The sequence below is a fragment of the Rhodovulum sp. 12E13 genome (genome assembly GCF_003340565.1).
In the GTDB taxonomy this organism is placed as follows: domain Bacteria; phylum Pseudomonadota; class Alphaproteobacteria; order Rhodobacterales; family Rhodobacteraceae; genus HLUCCA09.
Genome location: NZ_QPLK01000003.1, coordinates 68,543 through 91,429 on the forward strand (window position 1 = coordinate 68,543; position 22,887 = coordinate 91,429).

The following is a 22,887-nucleotide window of genomic DNA, read 5'->3' on the forward strand; positions in this document are numbered from 1 at the left end:
CGCGCCCACCGCGCCCGGAGCGAAAGATCGGAGCCGGGGGCCACGGGGAGCGAGCATGAACGATCAGGCAGGCCTGCCGTCCGCCGGGCCCGACGGGGGCGAGGGCGGCGCGGGGCGAGACGGCGGCGGGGGCCACCCCCCCGACAGGGAACACAAGGCGAGCCCGAGCAGCGGGGGGGAGGGACAGGCCGGAGAAACCGGCGCTCTCCCCCACAACATCGAGGCCGAGCAGCAGCTTCTCGGCGCGATCCTCACCAACAACGACCTGTTCGACCGTGTCTCGAACGTCGTGCAGCCCGAGCATTTCTTCGACCCGGTCCATACCCGGATCTTCGAGATCTGCGCCGCCCGCATCCAGCAGAACCGGCCCGCGACGCCGGTCACGCTCAAGACCTACCTCGAGCGCGACGAGGGGCTGGCCGAACTGGGCGGCCCGGCCTACCTCGCCCGCCTTGCCGGACAGGCCATCGCCAGCTTCGCCGCGCGCGACTATGCCCAGATCGTCTACGACCTCGCCATCCGCCGCTCGCTGATGGCGCTGGGGCGCGAGATCTCTGACAAGGCCGCGCGGGTCGACGTGGCCTCGGAGCCGAAGGAGCAGATCGTAGAGGCCGAGACCGCGCTCTACCAGCTCGCCGGCGAGGGGCGCACCGAGACCGGCTTCCAGTCGTTCCTGCGCGCGGTGACCGACGCGGTGCACGTCGCCAACGCTGCCTACCAGCGGGAAGGCGGCCTCGCCGGCCTCTCGACAGGTCTCGCCGACCTCGACCGCAAGCTCGGCGGCCTGCACCAGTCCGACCTTCTGATCCTTGCCGGCCGCCCCTCGATGGGCAAGACGTCGCTGGCCACCAACATCGCCTTCAACATCGCCCGCGCCTACCGCAAGGGCGTCAAGCCCGACGGGGCCGAGGGCGCCGTCTCGGGCGGCGTCGTGGGGTTCTATTCGCTCGAGATGTCGGCCGAGCAGCTCGCCGCGCGCGTCCTGTCGGAGGCTGCCGAGGTGCCCTCGGAGAAGATTCGCCGCGGCGACATGAGCGAGGAGGAATTCCGCCGCTTCGTCGAAGCCGCCAAGGCGCTCGAATCCTGCCCGCTCTACATCGACGACACGCCCGCGCTTCCCATCGGTCAGCTTGCCGCCCGCGCGCGGCGGCTCAAGCGCACCCACGGGCTCGACGCGCTGTTCGTGGACTACCTGCAGCTCGTCCGCCCCGGCAGCGCCAAGGACAGCCGGGTCAACGAGGTGTCGGAGATCACGCAGGGCCTCAAGGCGATCGCCAAGGAGCTCGACATCCCCGTCGTCGCCCTCTCGCAGCTGTCGCGCCAGGTGGAGGCGCGCGAGGACAAGCGCCCGCAACTGTCGGACCTGCGCGAATCGGGCTCGATCGAGCAGGACGCCGACGTGGTGATGTTCGTCTACCGCCACGAATATTACGTCGAGCGCGAGAAGCCCGCCGACGACAACCTCGAGAAGATCGCCGAGTGGCAGCAGCGGATGGAGCGCGCCCACGGCAAGGCCGAGGTGATCATCGGCAAGCAGCGCCACGGGCCGATCGGCACTGTCGAGCTGTCGTTCGAGGGGCAGTTCACCCGCTTCGGCAACCTCGTGCAGCCCTGGCAGGACGGCGGCGGCTACTGAGGCGGCGCGGGCGGCCGTTGCCGCCCTGTCCGTCTGCCGCGCGCCCGCCGCGCCTTACGCGCACCGCCGCCTTTTCGGGCGCCGAGATTTTCCCAACGGAACCGATGCCTTGGCGGCCGCTCTCGTTTTCGTGAGCCGCCGCGGGGGAACGGTGCGCACGATCGGCAGGTTTCGGCTTAGACTTTCGTAACGAATTTGCGTCAATCTCGTCTCATGCCGAAAAGAAGTTTCGCCCTCTTCCTGGCCCCGCTCGTCGCCGCCCTGACGGCGCTCGCCCTCGTCGTGCCGCGGCCTGCCGCCGCGTGGGAGATCGACGGGATGGAGGTCGACGTGGAGCTCGTGCTCGCGGTCGACGTCTCGCTGTCGGTCACCCCGCACGAGATGGATATCCAGCGACGCGGCTACGCCGAGGCCATCACCTCGCCCGAGGTCATGGCGGCGGTCCGGGCGGGCCTGCTCGGGCGGGTCGCGGTCACCTATGTCGAATGGGCCGGCGACGGCGCGCAGCGCACCCTCATCGACTGGACCCTGATCGAGACGGAGGCCGACGCCGAGGCCTTCGCCGCCACGCTGCGCGACGCGCCCGGCACCTCGCTGCGGCGCACCTCGATCTCCAACGCGCTCTCCTACTCGGTCGGGTTGTTCACCAACAACGGCTATAGCGGCCTGCGCCAGGTAATCGACGTCTCGGGCGACGGGCCCAACAATTCGGGCCGCCCCGTGCTGGACGCCCGCGACGAGGCGATCGCCGCCGGCATCGTCATCAACGGCCTGCCGCTGATGACCTCCGAGGGGTATGGCGGCCGATGGGACCTGCCCGACCTCGATCTCTACTATGCCGATTGCGTGATCGGCGGGCCGGGCGCCTTCGTCATCCCCGTCCGCTCGTGGGACGAGTTCGCCGGCGCGGTGCGGCGCAAGCTGGTGCTCGAGATCGCCGGCCTGACACCCGAGCCCGAGGCGCGGGTCTGGCGCGCGTCGAACCCGGCACCGGGCGGCTACGACTGCATGATCGGCGAAAAGATCTGGGATCGCGCGATCTGGAGCGGCAGCGGCACGCCCTGAAGCGTCCGGCATGCCGATACGCAGTCGGGACATCGCCATGCCATGCCGGGAGCAACGACTTGCCGGGCGCAATGACCTGCCGGGCGATGCGATGCACGCTCTCCCTTGACTGTCTCCGCCCGGCTGTCAGAAGGCGGGCATGGGCACGGGGCATCTCACCATCGACCTTGCCGCGCTCGCCGACAACTGGCGTGCGCTCGACGCGGCCTCCGGCGCCGACGTCGAGACGGGCGCCGTGGTCAAGGCCAACGGTTACGGCCTTGGCGCAGGCCCGGTCGCGCGCACGCTCGCCCGTGCCGGCGCGCGGCGCTTCTTCATCGCCGTCGCCGAGGAAGGCCCGGCCCTGCGCGAAGTGCTCGGCGGCGGCCCCGACATCTACGTCTTCGGTGGCCACATGGCAGGCGATGCCGAGCTGATCCGCGAGCTCGGCCTGATCCCGCTGCTCAACTCCATCGACCAGCTCACCCGCCACATCGAGGCTCTGCCCGGCCACCCCTTCGGCATCCAGCTCGACACAGGGATGAACCGGCTCGGCCTCGAACCGGAAGAGTGGCAGGCGGTGCGCGACATTGTCCTGAGCGCCGGCCCGGCGCTGCTGATGAGTCACCTGGCCAGCTCCGACGACCCCGACGCGGCGCAGAATGCCGCGCAACTCGCCACCTTCCGCGCGATGACCGACGGGACGGGCCTGCCGCGCTCGCTGGCGGCCACGGGCGGCACCCTGCTGGGCCCCGACTACCATTTCGAGCTGACACGGCCGGGCATCGGTCTCTACGGCGGCGCGCCGTTTACCGAGGGCAAGCCGGTGGTCTCGCTCTCCCTGCCGGTGATCCAGACCCGCCTTGTGCGCGCCGGCGAGGGCGTCGGCTACAGTGCCACCTGGACGGCCGATGAGGATACGCTCGTCGCCACGGTCGCCGCAGGCTACGCCGACGGGATGGACCGCGCGCTGTCGAATACCGGCATGCTGTGGGCCGGCGACGTGCCCTGCCCGATCCTCGGCCGCGTCTCGATGGACCTGATCGGATGCGACGTCTCGGCGCTGGATCCCGTGCCCGAGGCCCTCGAGGCGCTCGGCCCGGCCCAGGGCATCGACGCGCTCGCCGCGGCCACGGGCACGATCGGCTACGAGGTGCTCACCACGTTCGGCCGCCGCTACGCGCGCCGCTTCACGGGCCACGCATGAGCCATCTTGCACGGCTCGGCGCCGCCGTGTTGTCGCTTCTGGCCGGCACCGGGCGGGTTGTCCTGTTCCTGCTGGCGGCGGCCCACGCGCTCGTCCGGCCGCCTTTCTACTTCAGCGAGCTTCGGCGGGCCCTTCTGAACATTGGATATTTCTCGCTTCCGGTCGTGGGGCTGACCGCCTTTTTCACGGGGGCCGCGCTCGCGCTGCAGATCTACGAGGGCGGCGCGCGGTTCAACGTCCAATCGGTCGTGCCCTCGATCGTGGCCATCGCCATCGTGCGCGAACTCGGCCCTGTCCTGGGCGGGCTGATGGTCGCCGCCCGCGTCGCCTCGTCCATCGCCGCCGAGATCGGCACGATGCGGGTGACCGAGCAGATCGACGCGCTGGTCACCCTCTCCACCGACCCGATGCGCTACCTCGTGGCCCCCCGCCTGCTCGCCGCCGTGATCGCGGTGCCGGCGCTCGTGGCGGTCGGCGACGCGATCGGGATCATGGGCGGATGGCTGGTGGGCACGTCGCGCCTCGGCGTCCCCTCTGCCGCCTACCTGCAGGCGACGCGCGACTTCCTCGAGGCGGGCGACGTGCTATCCGGCCTTGTCAAGGGCGCGGTCTTCGGCCTGATCGTGGCCCTCATGGGCTGTTATCACGGAATGAATTCCGATCGTGGCGCGCAGGGCGTCGGCCGGGCGACGACATCGGCGGTCGTCTCGTCCGCGATCCTCGTCCTTGCCGCCAACTACCTGATGACAGAAGTGTTTTTCAGCCCATGATCCGGGTGGAAGGGCTTTGCAAGGCGTTCGGCGACACGCAGGTCCTCGACGGCGTCACGCTCGACGTGGCGACCGGCGAAAGCTGCGTGATCATCGGCGGTTCGGGTACCGGAAAGTCCGTTCTTCTCAAGTGTATCCTCGGTCTCGCCCGGCCGGATGCCGGCGCCGTCCTGCTCGACGGCGACTCCGTCACCCGCACGGGGCGCGAGGCCTTCCTGAGCAGATTCGGCATGCTTTTTCAGGGGGCTGCGCTGTTCGACTCGCTGCCGATCTGGGAGAATGTGGCCTTTCGCCTCCTGCGCGGCCCGCTCCGCCGCCCGCGGGCCGAGGCCCACGAGATCGCCATCGAAAAGCTGCGCCGCGTGGGGCTTTCTCCGGATATCGCAGACCTTTATCCGGCGGAGTTGTCGGGTGGCATGCAGAAGCGCGCAGGACTCGCCCGCGCCATCGCCGCCGATCCCGAGATCATCTTCTTCGACGAGCCCACCACCGGGCTCGACCCGATCATGGCCGGCGTGATCAACGATCTGATCCGCGGCATCGTGTCGGAGATGGGGGTGACCGCCCTCACCATAACGCACGACATGGGCTCGGTCCGCGCGATCGCCGACCGCGTCGCCCTGCTGCACGCAGGGACCGTGCGGTGGCAAGGCACTGTCGCAGAGATGGAGGCGACCGCAGACCCTTACGTGACACAGTTCATCGAGGGCCGCGCAGACGGCCCGATCAGCGCCCTGCGCTAGTCCTCTTCGGCGATGTCGGGCAGATCGAAGATCTGGCCCGGATAGATCAGGTCGGGGTCACGGATCTGGTCGTCGTTGGCCGCGAAGATCTGGACATAGCGAAAACCGCTGCCGTAGCGATCCGCGGCGATGCCCCACAGGGTGTAGCCCGGCTGCACGGTGATGACGCTGGCCCGCGCGGGGGTCTGCCCCGGAACCGGCGCCGCGCCGGCCTCGAGTTGGGCAAGCACCACCGGATCCTCCCGCTTGAACGGTGTCTCGAAGCGAGACACCACCTGGCCGGCAGGATCGAGCTGGTCGACGCGCAGCGTGTAGACGCCGCTCTGAACGTCGACAAGCGGCAGTCTCCACGACCCGTCTGCGGCGATCGGGGCGCTGTCGATGGCGGTGCCGTCGAGATACACGCGCACCGAGTCGACCGGCGGCGGCGGCGGAGCAGACCGCCCCTCGAGCAGCACCGCGCCGTCTGCGGCGTAGCTGATGATGTCGACGATCACGCGGTCGATCGACCGGCCGCGCGGCGCGGAGGGCTGGAGCATCCGCACCCCGTCGCTGTCGGCAAGCAGCACTGCAGGCGCCCGGACGGCGGCTGTCACGCCCCTTGCCACCTCTGCCTGCGGAGCGACACGGCTCGGGGATTGTGTCGTGGTGCCAGCCACTTGAGCCGCCCCGTCCGAGCGTGGGGTCACGGCCGGGGCCGCAGCGCTCCGGGCCACGGTTTCGCCCGCCTTGCCAGCCGCCTGCGGTGCGATCCTCACAGGTGCGGCCGGCGCAGCGGAGTCAGGGCTGGTGTTGCCTGTTTCGTCACTGCCGACAGGGACTTGCGGCGTGGAGTCGATGTCTGCTGAAGGGGCAGGGTCGGGGAGCTCGACGGAGGCAATTTCCTGCATGTCTTCAGCGGTTTGCGGGTCGGGCTCGGCGTCGGCAACAGGCGGCGCGATCACCACCGAACCGTCGGCGCGGCGTTCCTCGCCGTCTTCCCCGATCGCCACGAGATCGAGCACCCGGCCCTGGCCATCCTGCGGCAGATCGACGAAGAGCACGAAGCCGCCCTGCGCATCGGCCCGCCCCACGGCGGCCTCGGCGCCGTCGATATCGATCCGCACCTGCTCTCCCGGCCTCGCGGTGCCGGCCACCAGAACCGAGCCGTCGGGCTCGGCGCGCACGAGATCGAAACGTGGCGCGGGGGCCGTGTCGGCCACTTCGGGCACCGGAGGGGCGCCCTGTGCCTCGGGCGCCGCGAGGGTCGACGTGAGCGGTCCGGGGCCCGGCGGTGCCCCCGGCGGCGCGAGCCGCACCGGCCCGGCGGACATCTCCGGCACGGGCGCCCCCCCCCGCGGCGAGGGCGCAGGCGACGTGACGGGTGGCGAGACAGCGACGGCGACATCGGGCGCGAGCTCGGAGACGGGCTCCGAGACGGGCTCCGCTCGAGACGTCGCGGCGTCCGGGTCCGGCGGCGAGACACGCACGACCCCGGTGCCGAACACGCCATACACGGCGCCGGCCGCAACGGCGACGCCCACCACGCCGCCCAGAACGGGCCGCGCCAACACGCTCCATTCGAGCCTCGCCATGCACATCCCCAAGGCACGCAAGCCGACCGATGCTGAGGGCGGTTGTGGCCCTCGGTCAATATCGCTAAGGCACCACAAGATATTGAGCAAGAAGGATGTTGCCGCCATGCCCCACGGGATCTTCTCGGTGTGCGTCTATTGCGGGTCGCGCGACGGGGCCGACCCTGCCTTCGCCGCCGATGCCGAGGCCGTGGGCGCCCTGCTGGCGACGCGCGGCTGGCGGCTGGTCTATGGGGCGGGCGATGTCGGGCTCATGGGGCGCGTGGCGCGCGCGGCTCAGGCGGCGGGCGGGGTCACGCTGGGCGTGATCCCCGAGCACCTGATGGCGCGCGAGGTGGGCAAGCGCGACCTCGACACGCTGGTGGTCACCGAGACGATGCACGAGCGCAAGAAGGTGATGTTCATGAATGCCGACGCGATCGTGGTGCTTCCGGGCGGCGCCGGCACGCTGGACGAGCTGTTCGAGGCGCTGACCTGGCGCCAGCTCGGCCTGCATGACAAGCACGTCTTTCTCTTGAACACAGCGGGTTACTGGGATCCGTTCACCCATCTTCTCAAGAGCGTCGTGACCGCCGGATTCGCCGGGCCCGAGCTTGCGCGGATGGTGACGGTGGCGGGATCGGTCGCGGCGCTCGGCGACGCGGTCGACTTCGTCGCCGCCTCGCACGGGCATGATGCCTGAGGCGGCCGCCTAGCCGGTCTCGCGGCCGAGCCCCGCGCGCCGTAGCCCCGCGCGCACGTCCGCCTCGCAGGCCGCGGCAAGGGCCTTGCGGTCGGCCATGCCCGAGACGCGGTGCGGCGGATGGTAGGTGACGGTCACGCGGCCCTGCCGAGGCAGCGCCAGCACCTGCAGGAAATGCGGCGCGAAATCCATGTCGCCCCACCAGGCGTAGACACGTCGGTCGAGGCCCGGCGGGGCCTCGTATTCCACCGTGATGGGTTGCACCTGCGCAGCATTCTTCACGCGCGGGTCCAGGAGCGCGGCAAACAGGGTCGGCTTGAAGCGCAGCACGCGCTTGCCGTCGCTCGACGTGCCCTCGGGAAAGAACAACGGCCGCTGCCCCAGGGCGATGCGCTCCACCAGTTCGGCCGCCTGTTGCGCGGCCTCGGCCCGGTCGCGGCGGAAGAACAGCGTGCCCGCCCCGCGTGCGAGCCAGCCGATGCCGGGCCAGCGCGCCACCTCGGCCTTGGCCACGAAGATCACCCGGTCGGAGGCGCCGAGCGCGAAGATGTCGAGCCAGCTCGCATGGTTGGCGACCGCAGCGCCGATGCCATCGATCGGCCGGCCGCGCACCGTGCGGCGCAAGCCGACGATGCGGCAGGAGGCGACGAAGGCGATCTGCGGGATATGGGCGGTGACCGGGCGGCGCAGGCCCGCGAGCGGCGCCTCCACGAGGCGTATGGCCAGCAGCACGGCCATGCCGCCGAAGAGAACGACAAGGAGAGCGAGCGCCCGCACCGCCACCCGCGTCCAGTCGAGCGGACCCAGCCGGCGCGGCGCGGGTAGCGGGTCCGTCCCGATCCAGGTCGGGCCGCGGAAGCCGCCGGCGTCGGGCCGGGACAGGGCCTCGGCCCTCTCGTCGGACATGCTCATCCGGCCGTGCCGTCGTAGAGGGCGCGGGTGCGCTCGTCGATGCGGCTCACGTCCATCACGAGGCAGATATCGGTGGTGTTGAAGGGCCGGTCGACCCAGGCGCCCTGCCCCACATATCCGCCGAGGCGCAGATACGACTTGATGAGCGCGGGGATCGCCCGCGCCGCGGCGCGCCGGTCAACCTGATCGTAGGGCATCAGGTCCATCGTGACGGCCTCGGGCGGGCGGGCCGTGACGCGCAGGGGCTCGGGCGCAAGGTGCTTGTGGTGGAGGAAGGCGAGCGGATGCGCGAGCGCGTCGACATCGGTGCCATGGAAGCTCGCCACCCCGAACAGGATTTCGGCACCTTCCTCGGACACGTAGGCGGCGAGGCCGCGCCAGAGATGGAGCAGGCCCAGCCCGCCGCGGTATGCGGGGTGAATGCAGGAGCGGCCCAGCTCGAGCAGCCGTCGGCCCGTCGCCTCGAGCGGGGAAAGATCGTATTCGTCAGCGCAGTAGAAGCCGCCGGCAGCCGCGGCCCGCGCGCCCGGCATCAGCCGGTAGGCGCCCACCACGTGATCGAGCCGCGCCTCGTCGCGCGCGGGATCGACGAGCACGAGATGGTCGTAATGCGGGTCGTAGAGATCGCGTTCGAAGCGGTGCGCGTGATCCACGAGCGGGCCGTCGCCGCCGAGCTCGGCCACGAAGACCTCGTAGCGCAGGCGCTGCGCGCCGAGCAGGTCAGCCTCGCGCACGGCCCGCCGGACCTCGAGCTCGGGGCCGGGTCGCGGAGCGGGCGACGGCCCGCTGCGGGCATGCATCGGCGGGGCGGGCATCGGCGTGGCGCGTCTCCTCTCGTGTCGCGGGCCGGGGGCTCGGCGCGGCCTGCGGCCGGGCGGGGCCACCCCCGCGTCGCGGCCCGGCCCCGCATAGGCGCTGCGGCCCCCCCTGTCCACCGAGGCGACGGCCTTCGGCGCACGCGACGATAGGGCGCGCGGGCACCTGTCACTTCCCCAAAAAGCGCGAATTGTCTCGCGGCGCAAACTCTCGTTAAGGTTGAAAGCGGAAACTGGAGCACGAACGCTGCAAGACATGACCGCGGGCTGCGCGGCCGCCCGGTCACTCCTGCACAGGAAGGAGAGCGATGCGACGCCCGTCCACCACCACCTTGCCCTCGTTCTCGAAGTTCACCGTGATGCGGTACCCGATGCGCGACTGGACCTGTCCCAGCCCCCACTCCTCGGCCTCGGGGTGGCGCACCAGCGCGCCCGGCTCGAGAAAGGCGTTGAGATCCATCGCGTCGGTCATGGGGTGCTCCGGCCCGGCCACATGCACGGGAGATGGGGCATGAACGCCGAGTTTCCAATCGAGGAGGTCGATCTGACGGCGCTGATCGGCTCGCGCATCTGCCACGATCTCGTCAGCCCCGTCGGCGCCATCGGCAACGGCGTGGAACTGCTCGGAATGACCGGCGACGGCACAGTGTCGGCCGAGCTCGACCTCGTGCGAGAAAGTGTCGACAACGCTCAGGCACGGCTGCGCTTTTTCCGCATTGCCTTCGGTCAGGCCGGCGACGACCAGGAGGTGGGCCGCGCCGAGGTTCTCGGCATCCTGACCGAGCTCTACAAGGGCGGTCGCCTCAAGGTGCACTGGGCGGTCGATGCCTCCTGCCAGCGCCTCGAGGTCAAGCTCGCCTTCCTGCTGCTGCAATGCCTCGAAAGCGCGATGCCCTATGGCGGTCAGGTGCATATCAGCCGGGGGGCGGCGGGCTGGCGCCTGCGCGGCGAGGCCGAGAAGCTGAGACTGGAGCCGATGCTGTGGGAAGCGCTGTCGAGCGGGGCCGTGCCCGCCTCGCTGCGGCCGAGCCAGGTGCATTTCGGCCTTGTGCCGCAGACGGTGCGGCAGCTGGGCACGGGTCTGTCGATCGAGATCGACGAGCGCGCGGTAACCCTCGCCGCCTGAGCTGCCTCCTTTCGGCGTGCGCCTTCCCTCCGCGCGCCGCCCCGCGGCCCGGCCGCCGCTCCCCGGCCCGGGCCGCGGGCCGTGAAAGGCTCAGGGGCGGGTCGTCCCCGTCCCGGTCACCAGATACTTGAACGAGGTCAGCTGTTCGGCGCCCACGGGGCCGCGCGCGTGCAGCTTGCCCGTGGCGATGCCGATCTCGGCCCCCATGCCGAATTCGCCCCCGTCGGCGAATTGCGTCGAGGCGTTGTGCATCAGGATCGCAGAGTCGAGACCGGCGAAGAAGTGCGCCGCCGCGGCATCGTCTTCGGTCAGGATCGCCTCGGTGTGGCCCGACCCGTAACGGTGGATATGGGCCATGGCATCGTCAATCGAATCAACAACTTTCGCGGCGATCTTCATGTCGAGGAACTCCGTCCCCCAATCGTCGGGCGTGGCGGGGCGCGTGCCGGTCAGCCCCTCGGCAAAGACCTCCACGCCCGCCGCCATCAGGTCGTCGACGATCGCCTGGCCGAGGCCGGCGGCGTCGCGGTGCACCAGCAGGCACTCGGCCGCGCCGCAGATGCCGGTGCGCCGGGTCTTGGCATTGAGCGCCACGGCGCGCGCCCTTTCCGGATCGGCGGCCGCATCGACGTAGACGTGGCAGATCCCCTCGAGATGGGCGAAGACGGGCACGCGTGCCTCCCGCTGCACAAGGCCCACCAGCCCCTTGCCGCCCCGCGGCACGATCACGTCGATCGTGTCGACCATGGTCAGCATTTCCGACACTGCGGCGCGGTCGCGCGTGGGCACGCGCTGGATCGCGGCCTCGGGAAGCGCGGCGGCGCGCAGCCCCTCGACGAGGCAGGCATGGATCGCCGCGGAGGAATGGAAGCTCTCAGAGCCGCCACGCAGGATCACCGCGTTGCCCGACTTCAGGCACAGCGCCCCGGCATCGGCGGTCACGTTGGGCCGGCTCTCGTAGATCACGCCGATCACGCCGAGCGGCGTGCGGACACGGCGGATGTGCAGGCCCGAGGGCACATCCCATTCGGCGATCACGTCGCCCACCGGGTCGCGCTGCCCGGCGATGGCGCGCAGGGCGTCGACGATGCCGCGGATGCGCTCGTCGTCCAGCCGCAGACGGTCGAGCATGGCGGGAGAGAGGCCCTTCCCCTCGGCCCACGCCATGTCGCGGGCGTTGGCGTCGACGACCTCGCCGCGACGGTGCCACAGCGCCTCGGCCGCGCCGATCAGCGCGGCGTGCTTGCGCTCGGCGCTCGCGGTGGCGAGCTCGGCGGCGGCGGCGCGGGCGCGCCCCCCGATCTCGGCCATCAGCGCGGGAATGTTGTCGGCGTGGTCCTTCATGGCGGCGCTCTCCCTCGTCGGGCGAGGTGATAGCAGGCGCCGGCCCGAGACAGAAGAGCGGAGGCATCCGGGGCGCTGCCCCGGACCCCGGAGTATTTCGGCCAAGATGATGGGAGGCGCCGCGCGGTGGCAGGCAGCCTAGAGCGCCATGTCGTCTCGGTGGACGAGGGCGGCGCGGCCGGGATAGCCGAGGATCGCCTCGATCTCGCCCGAGCGGTGGCCGGCGATGGCGCGCGCCTCGTCGGCGGTGTAGCGGGAGAGGCCCTGGCCCAGCCTGCCCCCCGGCCCCTCGATCGCCACCGGCTCGCCCCGGCCGAAGCGGCCCGTGACGCAGGCGACGCCTGCCGGCAGGAGCGACGAGCCGCGGGCGAGCGCGGCAGCCGCGCCGGCATCGACGGTGACCGTGCCGCGGGGCTTCATGCTGGCGATCCAGCGGCGGCGAGCCAGTTGGGGCGTCGTCTGCGGCAGGAACCACGTGGCCGCCGCGCCCTCGGCGAGCGCCGTCAGCGGACGGGCCCGGGTGCCCTGCGTGACCGCCATGGCGCAGCCGGCGGCGGTGGCGGTCTTGGCGGCCCAGACCTTTGTCTTCATCCCGCCGCGCGACAGCCCCGAGCCCGCATCGCCCGCCATCGCCTCGATCTCGGGGGTGACTTCGGTCACCGTGTCGAGACGGCGGGCGGCCGGGTCGGTGCCGGGCGGGGCCGTGTAGAGGCCGTCGATGTCGGACAGGAGCACGAGCTGGTCGGCGCCGACCGTGACGGCGATCTGGGCGGCGAGGCGATCGTTGTCGCCGAAGCGGATCTCGTCGGTGGCGATCGTGTCGTTCTCGTTGACGATCGGGATCGCGCCGTGGCCGAGCAGCGCCGTCAGCGTCGCGCGGGTGTTGAGGTAACGGCGGCGGTCGGTTGAATCCTCGAGCGTGACCAGCACCTGCGCGGTCGTGATCCCGTGGGGGGCGAGCGCGGCCTCGTAGGCGCGGGCGAGGCGGATCTGGCCGACCGCGGCCGCGGCCTGGCTCTGCTCGAGGGCGAGCGGGCCGGGGGCGAGGCCCAGCACGCCGCGCCCGAGCGCGATGGAGCCCGACGAGACGACGATCACGTCGGCGCCGCGGGCACGCGCACAGGCGAGATCGCGCGCCAGGGCGGCGAGCCAGTCTTCCCGCAGGGCGCCGGTCTCGCGGTCGACCAGCAGGGCAGAGCCGATCTTGACGACAAGTCGCCGCGCCGCACGCAGGTCGGGGCGTGTGACGGCCCCGGTGCCGCTCACGGCCGCCACGGCTCTGGCTCCGTCTCTTGGGGGGCGCGGGCGGCCTCGATCCGCGCGCGCAGCGCACGGAGCACCGCGGGCACGCCCTCGCCCGAGACGCCGGACATCTCGAGCACTGGGCCGCCGCACGCCGCCGCGAGGGCCTCGCGGGCCTCGGCGCGCGCCTCCGGCTCCAGCGCGTCGACCTTGTTGAGCACGGTCACCCGCGGCTTGTCGGCCAGAGCGCCGCCATATTCCACGAGCTCGCGGACGATCGTGCGCCAGTCTCGCGCCGGGTCGTCCGACGTGCCGTCGACGAGATGGAGCAGGACCGCGCAGCGCTCGACATGGCCGAGAAAGCGGTCGCCCAGCCCCCTGCCCTCGTGCGCGCCCTCGATCAGGCCGGGGATGTCGGCCACCACGAACTCGGCCCCGTCGATGCCGACGATACCGAGCCCCGGGTGCAGCGTGGTGAAGGGATAGTCGGCGATCTTGGGCCGCGCGTTGGACGTCGCGGCGAGAAAGGTCGACTTGCCCGCATTGGGCAGGCCCAGCAGGCCCGCATCTGCGATCAGCTTGAGCCGCAGCCAGAGCGTGCGCTCCACGCCCGGCTGGCCGGGGTTGGCGCGGCGGGGCGCCTGGTTGGTCGAGGTCTTGAAGCGCAGGTTGCCCCAGCCGCCATTGCCGCCCTGCGCAAGCACCACGCGCTGGCCCGCCTGCGTGAGATCCGCCACCACCGTCTCCTGGTCATCCTCGAGAATCTCGGTGCCGACGGGCACCTTGAGCACGATGTCGTCGCCGGAGGCGCCGGTGCGGCCCTTGCCCATGCCGCCCTGGCCGTTCCTGGCGAAGAAATGCTGCTGGTAGCGGAAGTCGATCAGGGTGTTCAGCCCCTCGACCGCCTCGGCCACCACATCGCCGCCCTTGCCGCCGTCGCCGCCGTCGGGGCCGCCGAACTCGACGAACTTCTCGCGGCGGAACGACACGGCGCCGTTCCCGCCGGAGCCGGACCGGATATGCACGCGCGCGAGATCGAGGAATTTCATGTCATGTCCTCCGGGCCGCCGCGGGGATAGGCGCGCGGACGGCCCGAATCAAGACGCGAGACGGGCGCGGCGCGTTCACTCGAGGCGCTTGAGATATGTCCAGGTGGCGACGGGCGCCCCCCGGGCCACCGACCATGCCTCGGCATCGCCGAGGTATTCGAAGCCCGCATTGGTCAGCACCCGCGCCGAGACCGGGTTGTCCTGGAACACCGAGGCGAAGATCGTGGCCGCCCCGTGCGGATTGGCGGCGAGCAGCGCGCCCACCGCTTCGGAGGCAAGGCCGGTATTCCACAACGCCGGCGCCACCCAGTAGCCGATCTCGGACTGCGCCTCGGCGCCCTCCATCCGCTCGAGCGCGATCACGCCGACCAGCTCGCCGAGGCCGGTGCGCGTGCCGTCCATCGCCCAGACATCCTCGCGCCGTTTCGGGCTCAGGGCGCGGTCGATACAGGCCTCGGCGGCGCCGGGGGGCAGCGGGTGCGGGATCGAGGTGGTCGAGCGCGCCACCCGCTCGTCGCCGGAATAGAGCTCCAGCAGGCCCGCGTCGGAGCGCTGCAGGGGCCGCAGCGTCAGCCGCTCGGCGGGGATGACCGGCTGGCCGGTGACGTGGTCGATCTGCATGGCGTCCTCCTTTCGAGGCGCGCGCTTCCCGAGAGGAAGCCATGAACCGCGACGGCGGCCGGAAAAGCGAAGGGGGATCGGCGGTATCGCCGATCCCCCTTGTCATTGTGTTGACCTGTCGGGTCGGCCCTTACTCGGCAGCCTCCGCTACCGGGGTGACGGAAATGAAGGTGCGGCCCTTGAGCCCCTTGCGGAACGTCACGTTGCCGTCGCGCAGCGCGAACAGCGTATGGTCCTTGCCCTGGCCCACGCCCTCGCCCGGCCACCACTTGTTGCCGCGCTGGCGCACGATGATGTTGCCGGCGATCACGTCTTCGCCGCCGTATTTCTTGACGCCGAGGCGCCGGCCCGCGGAATCGCGGCCGTTGCGCGAGGAGCCGCCTGCTTTCTTGTGTGCCATCGGTTCTTACTCCTTTTCGCCCTCGAGGCCCCGGGCCTCGTCGGCCCAGGCGGCGATCTTGCCCTTAAGACCGGTCTCGGCCTCCATATACGCGATCTCGGCCTCAGACCAAGAGGCGAGCTGATCGAAATGGAAGACGCCGGCCGCATTGAGGGCCTCGGCCGCCTTGGGGCCGAGCCCGCCGATCTTCTTCAGGTTGTCGGCCGTGCCGTCGCGCGGCTCGCCGAGCAGGTTGCCGGGCTTCGAGCCGGCGGCGGCGCCCGAGTCTGCGGACGGTGCGGCAGCGGACTCGGCCTTCGGTGCCTTGGCGGCAGCCTTCGGCGCCGGGGCGGCGGCGTCGCGCGGGACGGAGCCCGCGCCGATGGCGGCCTTCACGCCGGTGCTGCCGGCGCCCGATTCGAGGATCTCGGTGATCCGCAGGAGCGTCAGCTGCTGGCGGTGCCCCTTCTTGCGCGCCGACGAGTGCTTGCGGCGGCGGCGCACGTAGTGGATCAGCTTCTCGCCCTTGATCTGGTCGATCACCTCGGCCTGGACGCCCGCGCCCTCGACAAGGGGCGTGCCAACGGTCGCGCCGACCATCAGGACTTCGTTGAACTGGATCGTCTCGCCGGCATCGGCCGCCAGCTTCTCGACGCGCAGCACGTCGCCCGGCTGGACGCGATACTGCTTGCCACCGGTCTTCATGACCGCGAACATGGGCCTTGTCCTTCTTCTGCCGCGTCCCTCGGCCCCCCGTATCGGGGCGTTCGTGCGGGGCATTCCCCGCGCCTCGGACAGCGCGCCCCGGCCGGGGGCGTCATGGATGTTTCCCCCGCCACATGCGGGAGCGCGCCGTATGCGACCAAAGCGCCCCCCTGTCAAGGCGGCGTCGGCGCCTCGAGGCAGGAACAGCGCCGCCCCTGCCCACGTTCGCCGCACATGGACTGGACCCTCGCCCTCGCCGCCCTCGTCTCGACGCCCTGCCTCATCGGTGCGGGCGCGCTCGCGCTCTGGTCGGCGGGCCGCGCCCTGCCCGGGGGCCGGCGCGAAGGCATCGCCGTGCAGGCGACGCGCACCGAGGCGCCCCCGCAGGGGCGCACGGCCATGCCCAGCCCGTTCATGCTGCGCCTGCTGGCGGCGGTCCTGCTCGCGGCCGGGCTGTTGCCCTGGGCGCTGGCCGCGCCCCCCGACATCGGCCGCTGGCGCTTCGTCTTTCCGGCCTTCGGCACGGCCTTTCTCGTCGTCTTTCTCTGTCACGGCGCGGGTGCCTGGTCCATCCGGCAGGGAGAGGCATTCGCCCGCACCGACCGCCGCCTGCTCGCGCCGCTCTCGCTGGCCATGGCGGCCGGCTACGCCCTGCTGCTCGTCGCCTGGTTCGCCTGAACGACTGCGGGGGGCGCGGATCTTCGCCCGAGAATCCGGCCACTCCGCCCCGGCCTTCGTGCAAAGAAAGAGGGGGCACGCGGGCCCCCTGCCAGTTTCGCCGGTCCGGCTCGTCGTTGATACCGCTCGGAGTTTTCTGCCTGCGGCCCGACCGACGTCAGGGGCGAGCGCACCCGCCCCGGATCTCGCGCGGCCCAGAATTTTGATCAAAATTCTGGGGCTTGCGGCTGCTGTCTCAACTACACCCCGAGGTCGCGCCGCAGGTGTTGCACTTCATGCAGGTGCCGTTGCGCACCAGCGTGTAGTTGCCGCACTCGCCGCAGGGATCGCCCTCGTAGCCCTGCATGCGGGCCTTGGTGCGGGCATCGACCGAGGCCGTCACCGTGGTCTCGCTGTGCTCGGCGACCACCGCCTCGAAGGCGGCCGAGGGGTCGGCCGGGCCGGCGAGGGCCACCGCGCCGCCGCCGCCCTGCAGCACCACAAGCTCCTGCGGGACGCGGCCCCGCGTGAAGCCGGCCGAGGCCACCTTCTTGAGCACTTCGAAAGGGGAATGCCCCGCGCTCTCGGGCACTTCCGAGAAGTTCCTCTTGCCCTCCTCCTCGCCGCGGCCGAGCTCGTCGAAGGTCATCCCGTCGGGCTTGACGTGGGCGAGGTCGGTCCGGTCGAGGTAGGAGACGGCCAGTTCGCGGAAGATGTAGTCGAGGATCGAGGTGGCCGACTTGATCGAGTCGTTGCCCTGCACCATGCCGGCCGGCTCGAACCGGGTGAAGGTGAAGGCGTCGACGAATTCCTCGAGCGGAACCCCGTATTGCAGGCCCATGCTGACCGCGATGGCGAAGTTGTTCATCATCGCGCGGAAGCCGGCGCCCTCCTTGTGCATGTCGATGAAGATCTCGCCCAGCGTGCCGTCTTCGTACTCGCCGGTGCGCAGGTACACCTTGTGGCCGCCGACGATGGCCTTCTGCGTGTAGCCGCGCCGCCGCTCGGGCAGCTTGGAGCGATGCGCCTTGAGCACCTCCTTGACGACCACCTTCTCGACGATCTTCTGCGCGAGCACCTGCGCCTTTTCGGTCTGCGAGCCGGTGGCGAGGATTTCCTCGGCCTCCTCGTCGTCTTCGACGAGCGCGGCGGCGAGCGGCTGGCTCAGCTTGGAGCCGTCGCGGTAGAGCGCGTTGGCCTTCACGCCGAGCGACCAGGACAGTTCGTAGGCCTTCTGGCAATCCTCGATCGTGGCGTCGTTGGGCATGTTGATCGTCTTCGAGATCGCCCCCGAGATAAACGACTGCGCCGCCGCCATCATGTGGATGTGACTGTCGACGCTGAGGAATCTGCGCCCCTTCTTGCCGCAGGGATTGGCGCAGTCGAACACGGCGAGGTGCTCGGCCCGCAGGTGCGGCGCGCCCTCCAGGGTCATGGTTCCGCAGACGAAATCGTTCGCAGCCTCGATCTGGCCCCTGGTGAAGCCAAGGTGACCGAGCAGGTCGAAGGCGGGGTCGGCCAGCTTTTCGGCCGGGATGCCAAGCACTTCGGTGCAGAACTCGGTGCCGAGCGTCCACTGGTTGAAGACGAAGCGGATGTCGAACGCCGACGGCAGCGCCGCCTCGATCTTGCGGATCTCGGCCTCGGAAAAGCCGTGCCCGATCAGCGCGGTATGGTCGATGGCCGGCGCGCCGACGAGGGTGCCGCGGCCCACGGCATAGCCGATGATTTCCTCGATCTGGCCGGCGTCGTAGCCGAGCTTTTCCAGCGCGGCGGGCACCGAGCGGTTGATGATCTTGAAATAACCGCCGCCCGCCAGCTTCTTGAACTTCACCAGCGCGAAGTCGGGCTCGATGCCGGTCGTGTCGCAGTCCATCACGAGACCGATCGTGCCGGTGGGTGCGATCACGGTCGCCTGGGCGTTGCGGTAGCCGTTGCGCTCGCCGAGGCTCAGCGCCTCGTCCCATGCCGCACGGGCCAGTTCCGACAGCTTGCGGTCGGGCACGTTGGCATGGTCGAGCGGCACGGGCGGCACCGCAAGCCCCTCGTATCCCTGCGTTTCTCCATGCGCGGCGCGGCGATGGTTGCGGATGACCCGCAGCATGTGCGCCTCGTTGCGCTCGTAGGCGGGGAACGGGCCCACCTCGCCTGCGATCTCGGCCGAGGTGGCATAGGAGACCCCCGTCAGGATCGCCGTCAGCGCGCCGCACAGGGCGCGGCCCTCGGGACTATCGTAGCCGTAGCCGAGATTCATCAGCAGGCCGCCGATATTGGCGTAACCGAGACCGAGGGTGCGGTAGTCGTACGAGAGTTGCGCGATCTCCTTCGAGGGGAACTGCGCCATCAGCACGCTGATCTCGAGCGTCAGCGTCCAGAGCCGCGTGGCATGCACGTAGTCGTCGGCCTGGAACTCGCCTTCCTTGAGGAAGGTCAGCAGGTTGAGCGACGCAAGATTGCAGGCCGTGTCGTCGAGGAACATGTATTCCGAGCACGGATTGGAGCCGCGGATCTCGCCGTCGGCCGGGCAGGTGTGCCACGCGTTCACCGTGTCGTGGAACTGGATGCCCGGATCGGCGCAGGCCCAGGCGGCATGGCCGATCTGCTCCCACAGGTCGCGGGCCTTGACGGTCTTGGCCACCTTGCCGTCGGTGCGCCGGATCAGCTCCCAGTCGGCATCGTCGCGCACCGCCTGGAGGAAGGCGTCGGTCACACGCACCGAGTTGTTTGAATTCTGTCCCGAAACAGAGGCATAGGCCTCGCTGTCCCAATCGGTATCGTAGGTGGGGAACTCGATCGAGGTGTAGCCCTGCCGGGCGTAGTCGAGCACGCGCTTGACGTAGGTCTCGGGGATCGCGGCCTTCTTCGCCTCGCGCACCGCCTCCTTCAGGCCGGCGTTCTGCCGGGGGTCGGTCGCGGCGTCGAGGTCGCCATCCCACGACCGGATCGCGGCGAAGATGGCGTTGAGCTTTTGCTCATGCATCTTCGAGCCGGCGACGAGGCTCGCAACCTTCTGTTCCTCCACGACTTTCCAGTTGATGAAGGCCTCGATGTCGGGGTGGTCGGCATCCGCGATCACCATCTTGGCCGCCCGCCGCGTGGTGCCGCCCGACTTGATCGCTCCCGCCGCGCGGTCGCCGATCTTGAGGAAGCCCATGAGACCGCTCGACTTTCCGCCGCCCGAGAGCGCCTCACCCTCGGCCCTGAGCGAGGAGAAGTTGGTGCCGGTGCCCGAGCCGTACTTGAACAGGCGCGCCTCGCGCACCCAGAGATCCATGATGCCGCCCTCGTTCACGAGGTCGTCCTGCACCGACTGGATGAAGCAGGCGTGTGGCTGCGGATGCTCGTACGCGCTGGTCGCCTTGGTCAGTTCGCCCGTCCTGTGATCGACGTAAAAGTGGCCCTGACTCGGCCCGTCGATCCCGTAGGCCCAGTGCAGACCGGTGTTGAACCACTGGGGCGAGTTCGGCGCGGCACGCTGGGTGGCCAGCATGTGGCGCATCTCGTCGTAGTAGGCGCGGGCGTCGGCCTCGGTGGTGAAGTATCCGCCCTTCCAGCCCCAGTAGGCCCAGGCGCCGGCCAGACGGTCGAACACCTGCCGTGACGAGGTTTCGCCGCCATAGCGCTGATCTTCGGGCAGTTTCGCGAGCGCCTTGTCGTCGGCCACCGAGCGCCACAGGAAGGCGGGCACGCCCTTTTCCTTGACCTTCTTCAGCCGCGCCGGAACGCCCGCCTTGCGGAAATACTTCTGCGCGATGACGTCGCTGGCCACCTGGCTCCACGCCTGGGGCACGTCGATCCCCTCGAGGCGGAAGACCACCGTGCCGTCGGGGTTGCGGATCTCGGAGGTCGTGCTGGTGAAGCCGATCCCTTCGTAGGCGTCGGCCCCTTCGGTGGTGAACCTGCGTTCGATCTTCATCGTCGTGCCCCTCTCCTGGCGGCCCTGCCTGCCGCCCCGCGTTGCTCTTTCGGCAGCGGCACCCCCGGCCTCGTGGCCGGACGCACCACCCCAGAGCCCGGACTCTCGCGGCCCGGTGCCCGCGCCGACGGCGCTCCTCGTGGTCTCTGCCCTATCTCGTGCGGAGGTGACTATATGTGGTGTCGGTCGCCCCGCCCGACACAAGCTGGCGTATGAGACGGCCAGGGGTCAACAGGTTTTTCCGCTAATCCACAGCATCTTTGAGCTTGTCCCCAGACCATCCACAACATGATGTGATTCTCGGGGGAAAACCGGCGGGGAAAACGCCGACCGCACAAGGCGTTTTCCGCAGATCCTAGGACAGCGCTCTAGCCCGAGGCGCGGGGGGCGGCTGTTGCGCCCCGGCCAGCGTTCAACCGAGTCGGGCGAGCAAGGCGCGCGAGGGGGCGCCCGTCTCGGGCAGGCCGTTGGCGCGCTGGTAGGCGCGGATCGCGCCCTCGGTCTGGGGCCCGAGCACACCGTCGGCGGTGCCCGCGTCGAAGCCGGCCCGCGTGAGGCCGCGTTGCAGCGCCTTGCGGTCGTCGATGGTCAGCCCGTAGCGGTCGGGCGGGAAGCTGGCCGTGATCGGCCCGGCGCCCGCGATCCTGTCCGACAGATGGCCGATGCCGAGCGCATAAGTCTCGGCATTGTTGTAGCGCAGGATCACCGAGAAGTTGCGGAACACCATGAAGGCCGGCCCCGAAGCCCCTGACGGCACGAGGATCGAGGCCGGCCCGCCCTCGGGCAGCGTGCCGCCCCGGGCAGGCGTCACGCCGGCCGCGCGCCACGCGGCCACGCTGCGCGTCGCGCTCCGCCCGAACGGCCCCGAAAAGCCCGCGGGCAGGCGCACCTCGAGGCCCCAGGGCTGGCCGCGACGCCAGCCGGATTCGGCGAGGTAGGCCGCGGCCGAGGCGAGCGCGTCGGTCGGGTCGTCGCTCCAGATGTCGCGGCGGCCGTCGCCGGTGAAGTCGACCGCGTAGGCGAGATACGAGGTGGGGATGAACTGGGTGTGCCCCATCGCGCCGGCCCAGCTGCCGACCATGCGGGCCGGCGTGGTGTCGCCCGATTGCAGGATGCGCAGCGCGGCCGTCAGCTGGCTCTCGAAGAACTGGCCGCGCCGCCCGTCAAAGGCCAGCGTCGAGGTGGCCGAGACCACGGGAATGTCGCCGCGCCGCTCTCCGTAGAAGCTCTCGAGCCCCCAGATGGCGGCGACCACCTCGGGGGGCACCCCGTAGGCCTGCTCGATGCGCGACAACGTGCCCGCCCGCGCGCGAGCATTGGCGCGCCCCTTCGAGATCCGCTCGTCGGAGGCGGCGATGGCGAGGTAATCCTCGAAGGTGCGGGTGAACTCGGTCTGGTTCCGGTCGCGCTCGATCACGCCGGGCAGGTAGCCCGCCTCGCGGAAGGCGGCGTCGATCACCGCGGGCGACAGGCCCCGCCCCCGCGCCCGCGCCTTGTAGCCCTCGACCCAGGCCGACCAGCCGTCGTTCGGCACCGCCCGCATCGACGGGGCGCGCGAGCGGGTCGGCGCTGTCGAGACGCAACCGGTGAGGGTGGCGGCGGCGAGTCCGCCGAGCGCCGCGCGCCGGGTGATGGTCATGTCGGGGTGCCTCCGCCCTGCCCTGTCCTTCGGGCCGACATGGCCACGAAACGAGAAGGCGAGGCAAGCCTCGCGGCAGCCTCGCCCGTCACTGGACCCACGCGGCGCGGGTATCTGTCAGGCGGCCCTGCGCCGGGCCCGCCAGGCGACCGCCCCGACACCGGCGACGAGGAACCACGCGGAGGCGGGAAGAGGCACTGCAGAAATGGTGAACATTGCCGTCCCGTTAGTGGGCTCCGACGATTCGTAAAACCCGAGAACCCAGTTCCCGCCTGGCACGAAAAGCGGTTCGGAGCCATCGATGGCGCTGAACACTGGACTGCCGGGATTTGGGTTGAGATTACTTCCATTGTCGACGAACGTGGACGTGGCCCCGGCGATGCCGCCGGTAAAGCCCGGCGCCGTTCCGTTGGCCACGGACGTCACTACCAGCTCCGTATCACCGGGTTGAAACCCTGGGGTCAATTCGCCTTTGAAGAGCACGAACGCGCTCGTCCCGCTGGTCGGAGTGTATGCATCGAAGGTGAGTTCGGCCGCTCCCGGCAGGCTGAACTCGATCGCCCCGTACGCCCCGCCACTGGAAGCCCCCGACCACGTGAACGAGATCGAAGTGCCGTTAATGCCCTGGTCTTCGAGACCGCCATCGACGAACCCTCCGGCGGAGATCGTCATGTTGTCGCTCTGTTCGGTCGCTTTCACCGTCACAGCCTGGGCCGCCCCCGCAACCAGGGTAAGCGCCGCCGCTGCGGATATGACAAGACTCTTCATGTAAATCACCATGACCCGCGTTGAGTTAACGGAGGGATAACTTGATTCTGGGCGTCAG

Annotated in this window: 21 protein-coding genes; 8 read left to right on the plus strand and 13 right to left on the minus strand. The window is 70.4% G+C overall.

Annotated elements, in window-relative coordinates; translation table 11 throughout:
• Positions 1 to 55 precede the first annotated feature (55 nt).
• From DLJ49_RS03575 to DLJ49_RS03595, 5 genes are all read left to right on the plus strand, one after another.
• Complete coding sequence (locus DLJ49_RS03575) at positions 56 to 1,636, plus strand: replicative DNA helicase (protein ID WP_115392151.1); 1,581 nt, start codon at positions 56 to 58, stop codon at positions 1,634 to 1,636.
• A 213-nt stretch (positions 1,637 to 1,849) separates the two neighbouring features.
• Positions 1,850 to 2,701 (plus strand): DUF1194 domain-containing protein, encoded by an 852-nt coding sequence (locus DLJ49_RS03580; RefSeq protein ID WP_233488688.1) that lies wholly within the window; start codon positions 1,850 to 1,852, stop codon positions 2,699 to 2,701.
• Between the two features lie 139 nt (positions 2,702 to 2,840).
• On the plus strand, positions 2,841 to 3,887 hold the full coding sequence (alr, locus tag DLJ49_RS03585) for an alanine racemase (RefSeq protein WP_115392152.1): 1,047 nt from the start codon (positions 2,841 to 2,843) through the stop codon (positions 3,885 to 3,887).
• Positions 3,884 to 4,657, plus strand: a complete 774-nt coding sequence (locus tag DLJ49_RS03590; RefSeq protein ID WP_115392153.1) for an MlaE family ABC transporter permease — start codon at positions 3,884 to 3,886, stop codon at positions 4,655 to 4,657. The genes alr and DLJ49_RS03590 overlap by 4 nt, the downstream gene beginning before the upstream one ends.
• Positions 4,654 to 5,400, plus strand: a complete 747-nt coding sequence (locus tag DLJ49_RS03595) for an ABC transporter ATP-binding protein (protein ID WP_115392154.1) — start codon at positions 4,654 to 4,656, stop codon at positions 5,398 to 5,400. The genes DLJ49_RS03590 and DLJ49_RS03595 overlap by 4 nt, the downstream gene beginning before the upstream one ends.
• On the opposite strand, the gene DLJ49_RS03600 is transcribed toward DLJ49_RS03595, so the two are convergent.
• The gene (locus tag DLJ49_RS03600; RefSeq protein ID WP_147277257.1) at positions 5,397 to 6,611 is read right to left on the minus strand and encodes a LysM peptidoglycan-binding domain-containing protein; all 1,215 of its coding nucleotides are present in this window, start codon (positions 6,609 to 6,611) and stop codon (positions 5,397 to 5,399) included. The two genes, DLJ49_RS03595 and DLJ49_RS03600, sit on opposite strands and share 4 nt — an antisense overlap.
• Positions 6,612 to 7,080: 469 nt before the next feature.
• Here DLJ49_RS03600 and DLJ49_RS03605 point away from each other — a divergent pair, with 469 nt between their 5' ends.
• Positions 7,081 to 7,656 (plus strand): LOG family protein, encoded by a 576-nt coding sequence (locus DLJ49_RS03605; protein WP_115392156.1) that lies wholly within the window; start codon positions 7,081 to 7,083, stop codon positions 7,654 to 7,656.
• A 9-nt stretch (positions 7,657 to 7,665) separates the two neighbouring features.
• On the opposite strand, the gene DLJ49_RS03610 is transcribed toward DLJ49_RS03605, so the two are convergent.
• The 3 genes from DLJ49_RS03610 to DLJ49_RS03620 all read right to left on the minus strand — a co-directional run bounded on the left by DLJ49_RS03610 (position 7,666) and on the right by DLJ49_RS03620 (position 9,855).
• Positions 7,666 to 8,562, minus strand: coding sequence for a lyso-ornithine lipid O-acyltransferase (locus DLJ49_RS03610; RefSeq protein ID WP_115392157.1), 897 nt, complete (start codon positions 8,560 to 8,562; stop codon positions 7,666 to 7,668).
• Positions 8,563 to 8,564: 2 nt separating this feature from the next.
• Positions 8,565 to 9,368, minus strand: a complete 804-nt coding sequence (locus tag DLJ49_RS03615) for an L-ornithine N(alpha)-acyltransferase (protein WP_115392336.1) — start codon at positions 9,366 to 9,368, stop codon at positions 8,565 to 8,567.
• Between the two features lie 298 nt (positions 9,369 to 9,666).
• Positions 9,667 to 9,855 (minus strand): DUF3553 domain-containing protein, encoded by a 189-nt coding sequence (locus tag DLJ49_RS03620; RefSeq protein WP_233488690.1) that lies wholly within the window; start codon positions 9,853 to 9,855, stop codon positions 9,667 to 9,669.
• A gap of 39 nt (positions 9,856 to 9,894) precedes the next feature.
• Between DLJ49_RS03620 and DLJ49_RS03625 the strand changes: the two genes are divergently transcribed.
• Positions 9,895 to 10,509 (plus strand): histidine phosphotransferase family protein, encoded by a 615-nt coding sequence (locus DLJ49_RS03625; RefSeq protein ID WP_115392158.1) that lies wholly within the window; start codon positions 9,895 to 9,897, stop codon positions 10,507 to 10,509.
• Positions 10,510 to 10,599: 90 nt separating this feature from the next.
• Here DLJ49_RS03625 and DLJ49_RS03630 read toward each other — a convergent pair whose 3' ends face one another.
• The 6 genes from DLJ49_RS03630 to DLJ49_RS03655 all read right to left on the minus strand — a co-directional run bounded on the left by DLJ49_RS03630 (position 10,600) and on the right by DLJ49_RS03655 (position 15,861).
• Positions 10,600 to 11,853 (minus strand): glutamate-5-semialdehyde dehydrogenase, encoded by a 1,254-nt coding sequence (locus DLJ49_RS03630; RefSeq protein ID WP_115392159.1) that lies wholly within the window; start codon positions 11,851 to 11,853, stop codon positions 10,600 to 10,602.
• 138 nt (positions 11,854 to 11,991) lie between these two features.
• Positions 11,992 to 13,128, minus strand: a complete 1,137-nt coding sequence (gene proB, locus DLJ49_RS03635) for a glutamate 5-kinase (RefSeq protein WP_233488698.1) — start codon at positions 13,126 to 13,128, stop codon at positions 11,992 to 11,994.
• A complete protein-coding gene (gene obgE / locus DLJ49_RS03640; RefSeq protein ID WP_115392160.1) occupies positions 13,116 to 14,144 on the minus strand; it encodes a GTPase ObgE in 1,029 nt (342 codons plus the stop codon). Before obgE ends, proB begins: the two co-directional genes overlap by 13 nt.
• Positions 14,145 to 14,219: 75 nt before the next feature.
• Entirely contained in the window at positions 14,220 to 14,765 is a 546-nt protein-coding gene (locus DLJ49_RS03645; protein WP_115392161.1) for a GNAT family N-acetyltransferase, read from the minus strand.
• A 130-nt stretch (positions 14,766 to 14,895) separates the two neighbouring features.
• Positions 14,896 to 15,165, minus strand: a complete 270-nt coding sequence (rpmA, locus tag DLJ49_RS03650) for a 50S ribosomal protein L27 (protein ID WP_115392162.1) — start codon at positions 15,163 to 15,165, stop codon at positions 14,896 to 14,898.
• A 6-nt stretch (positions 15,166 to 15,171) separates the two neighbouring features.
• Entirely contained in the window at positions 15,172 to 15,861 is a 690-nt protein-coding gene (locus tag DLJ49_RS03655; protein WP_115392163.1) for a 50S ribosomal protein L21, read from the minus strand.
• 222 nt (positions 15,862 to 16,083) lie between these two features.
• Here DLJ49_RS03655 and DLJ49_RS03660 point away from each other — a divergent pair, with 222 nt between their 5' ends.
• The gene (locus DLJ49_RS03660; protein ID WP_158547386.1) at positions 16,084 to 16,527 is read left to right on the plus strand and encodes a DUF3995 domain-containing protein; all 444 of its coding nucleotides are present in this window, start codon (positions 16,084 to 16,086) and stop codon (positions 16,525 to 16,527) included.
• Between the two features lie 235 nt (positions 16,528 to 16,762).
• On the opposite strand, the gene DLJ49_RS03665 is transcribed toward DLJ49_RS03660, so the two are convergent.
• From DLJ49_RS03665 to DLJ49_RS03675, 3 genes are all read right to left on the minus strand, one after another.
• Positions 16,763 to 20,422: a vitamin B12-dependent ribonucleotide reductase gene (locus tag DLJ49_RS03665; RefSeq protein WP_115392165.1), complete on the minus strand. Its 3,660-nt coding sequence runs from the start codon at positions 20,420 to 20,422 to the stop codon at positions 16,763 to 16,765.
• 412 nt (positions 20,423 to 20,834) lie between these two features.
• Positions 20,835 to 22,061, minus strand: a complete 1,227-nt coding sequence (locus DLJ49_RS03670) for a lytic murein transglycosylase (protein ID WP_115392166.1) — start codon at positions 22,059 to 22,061, stop codon at positions 20,835 to 20,837.
• A 117-nt stretch (positions 22,062 to 22,178) separates the two neighbouring features.
• Positions 22,179 to 22,841, minus strand: coding sequence for a hypothetical protein (locus DLJ49_RS03675; RefSeq protein WP_115392167.1), 663 nt, complete (start codon positions 22,839 to 22,841; stop codon positions 22,179 to 22,181).
• Positions 22,842 to 22,887 lie beyond the last annotated feature (46 nt).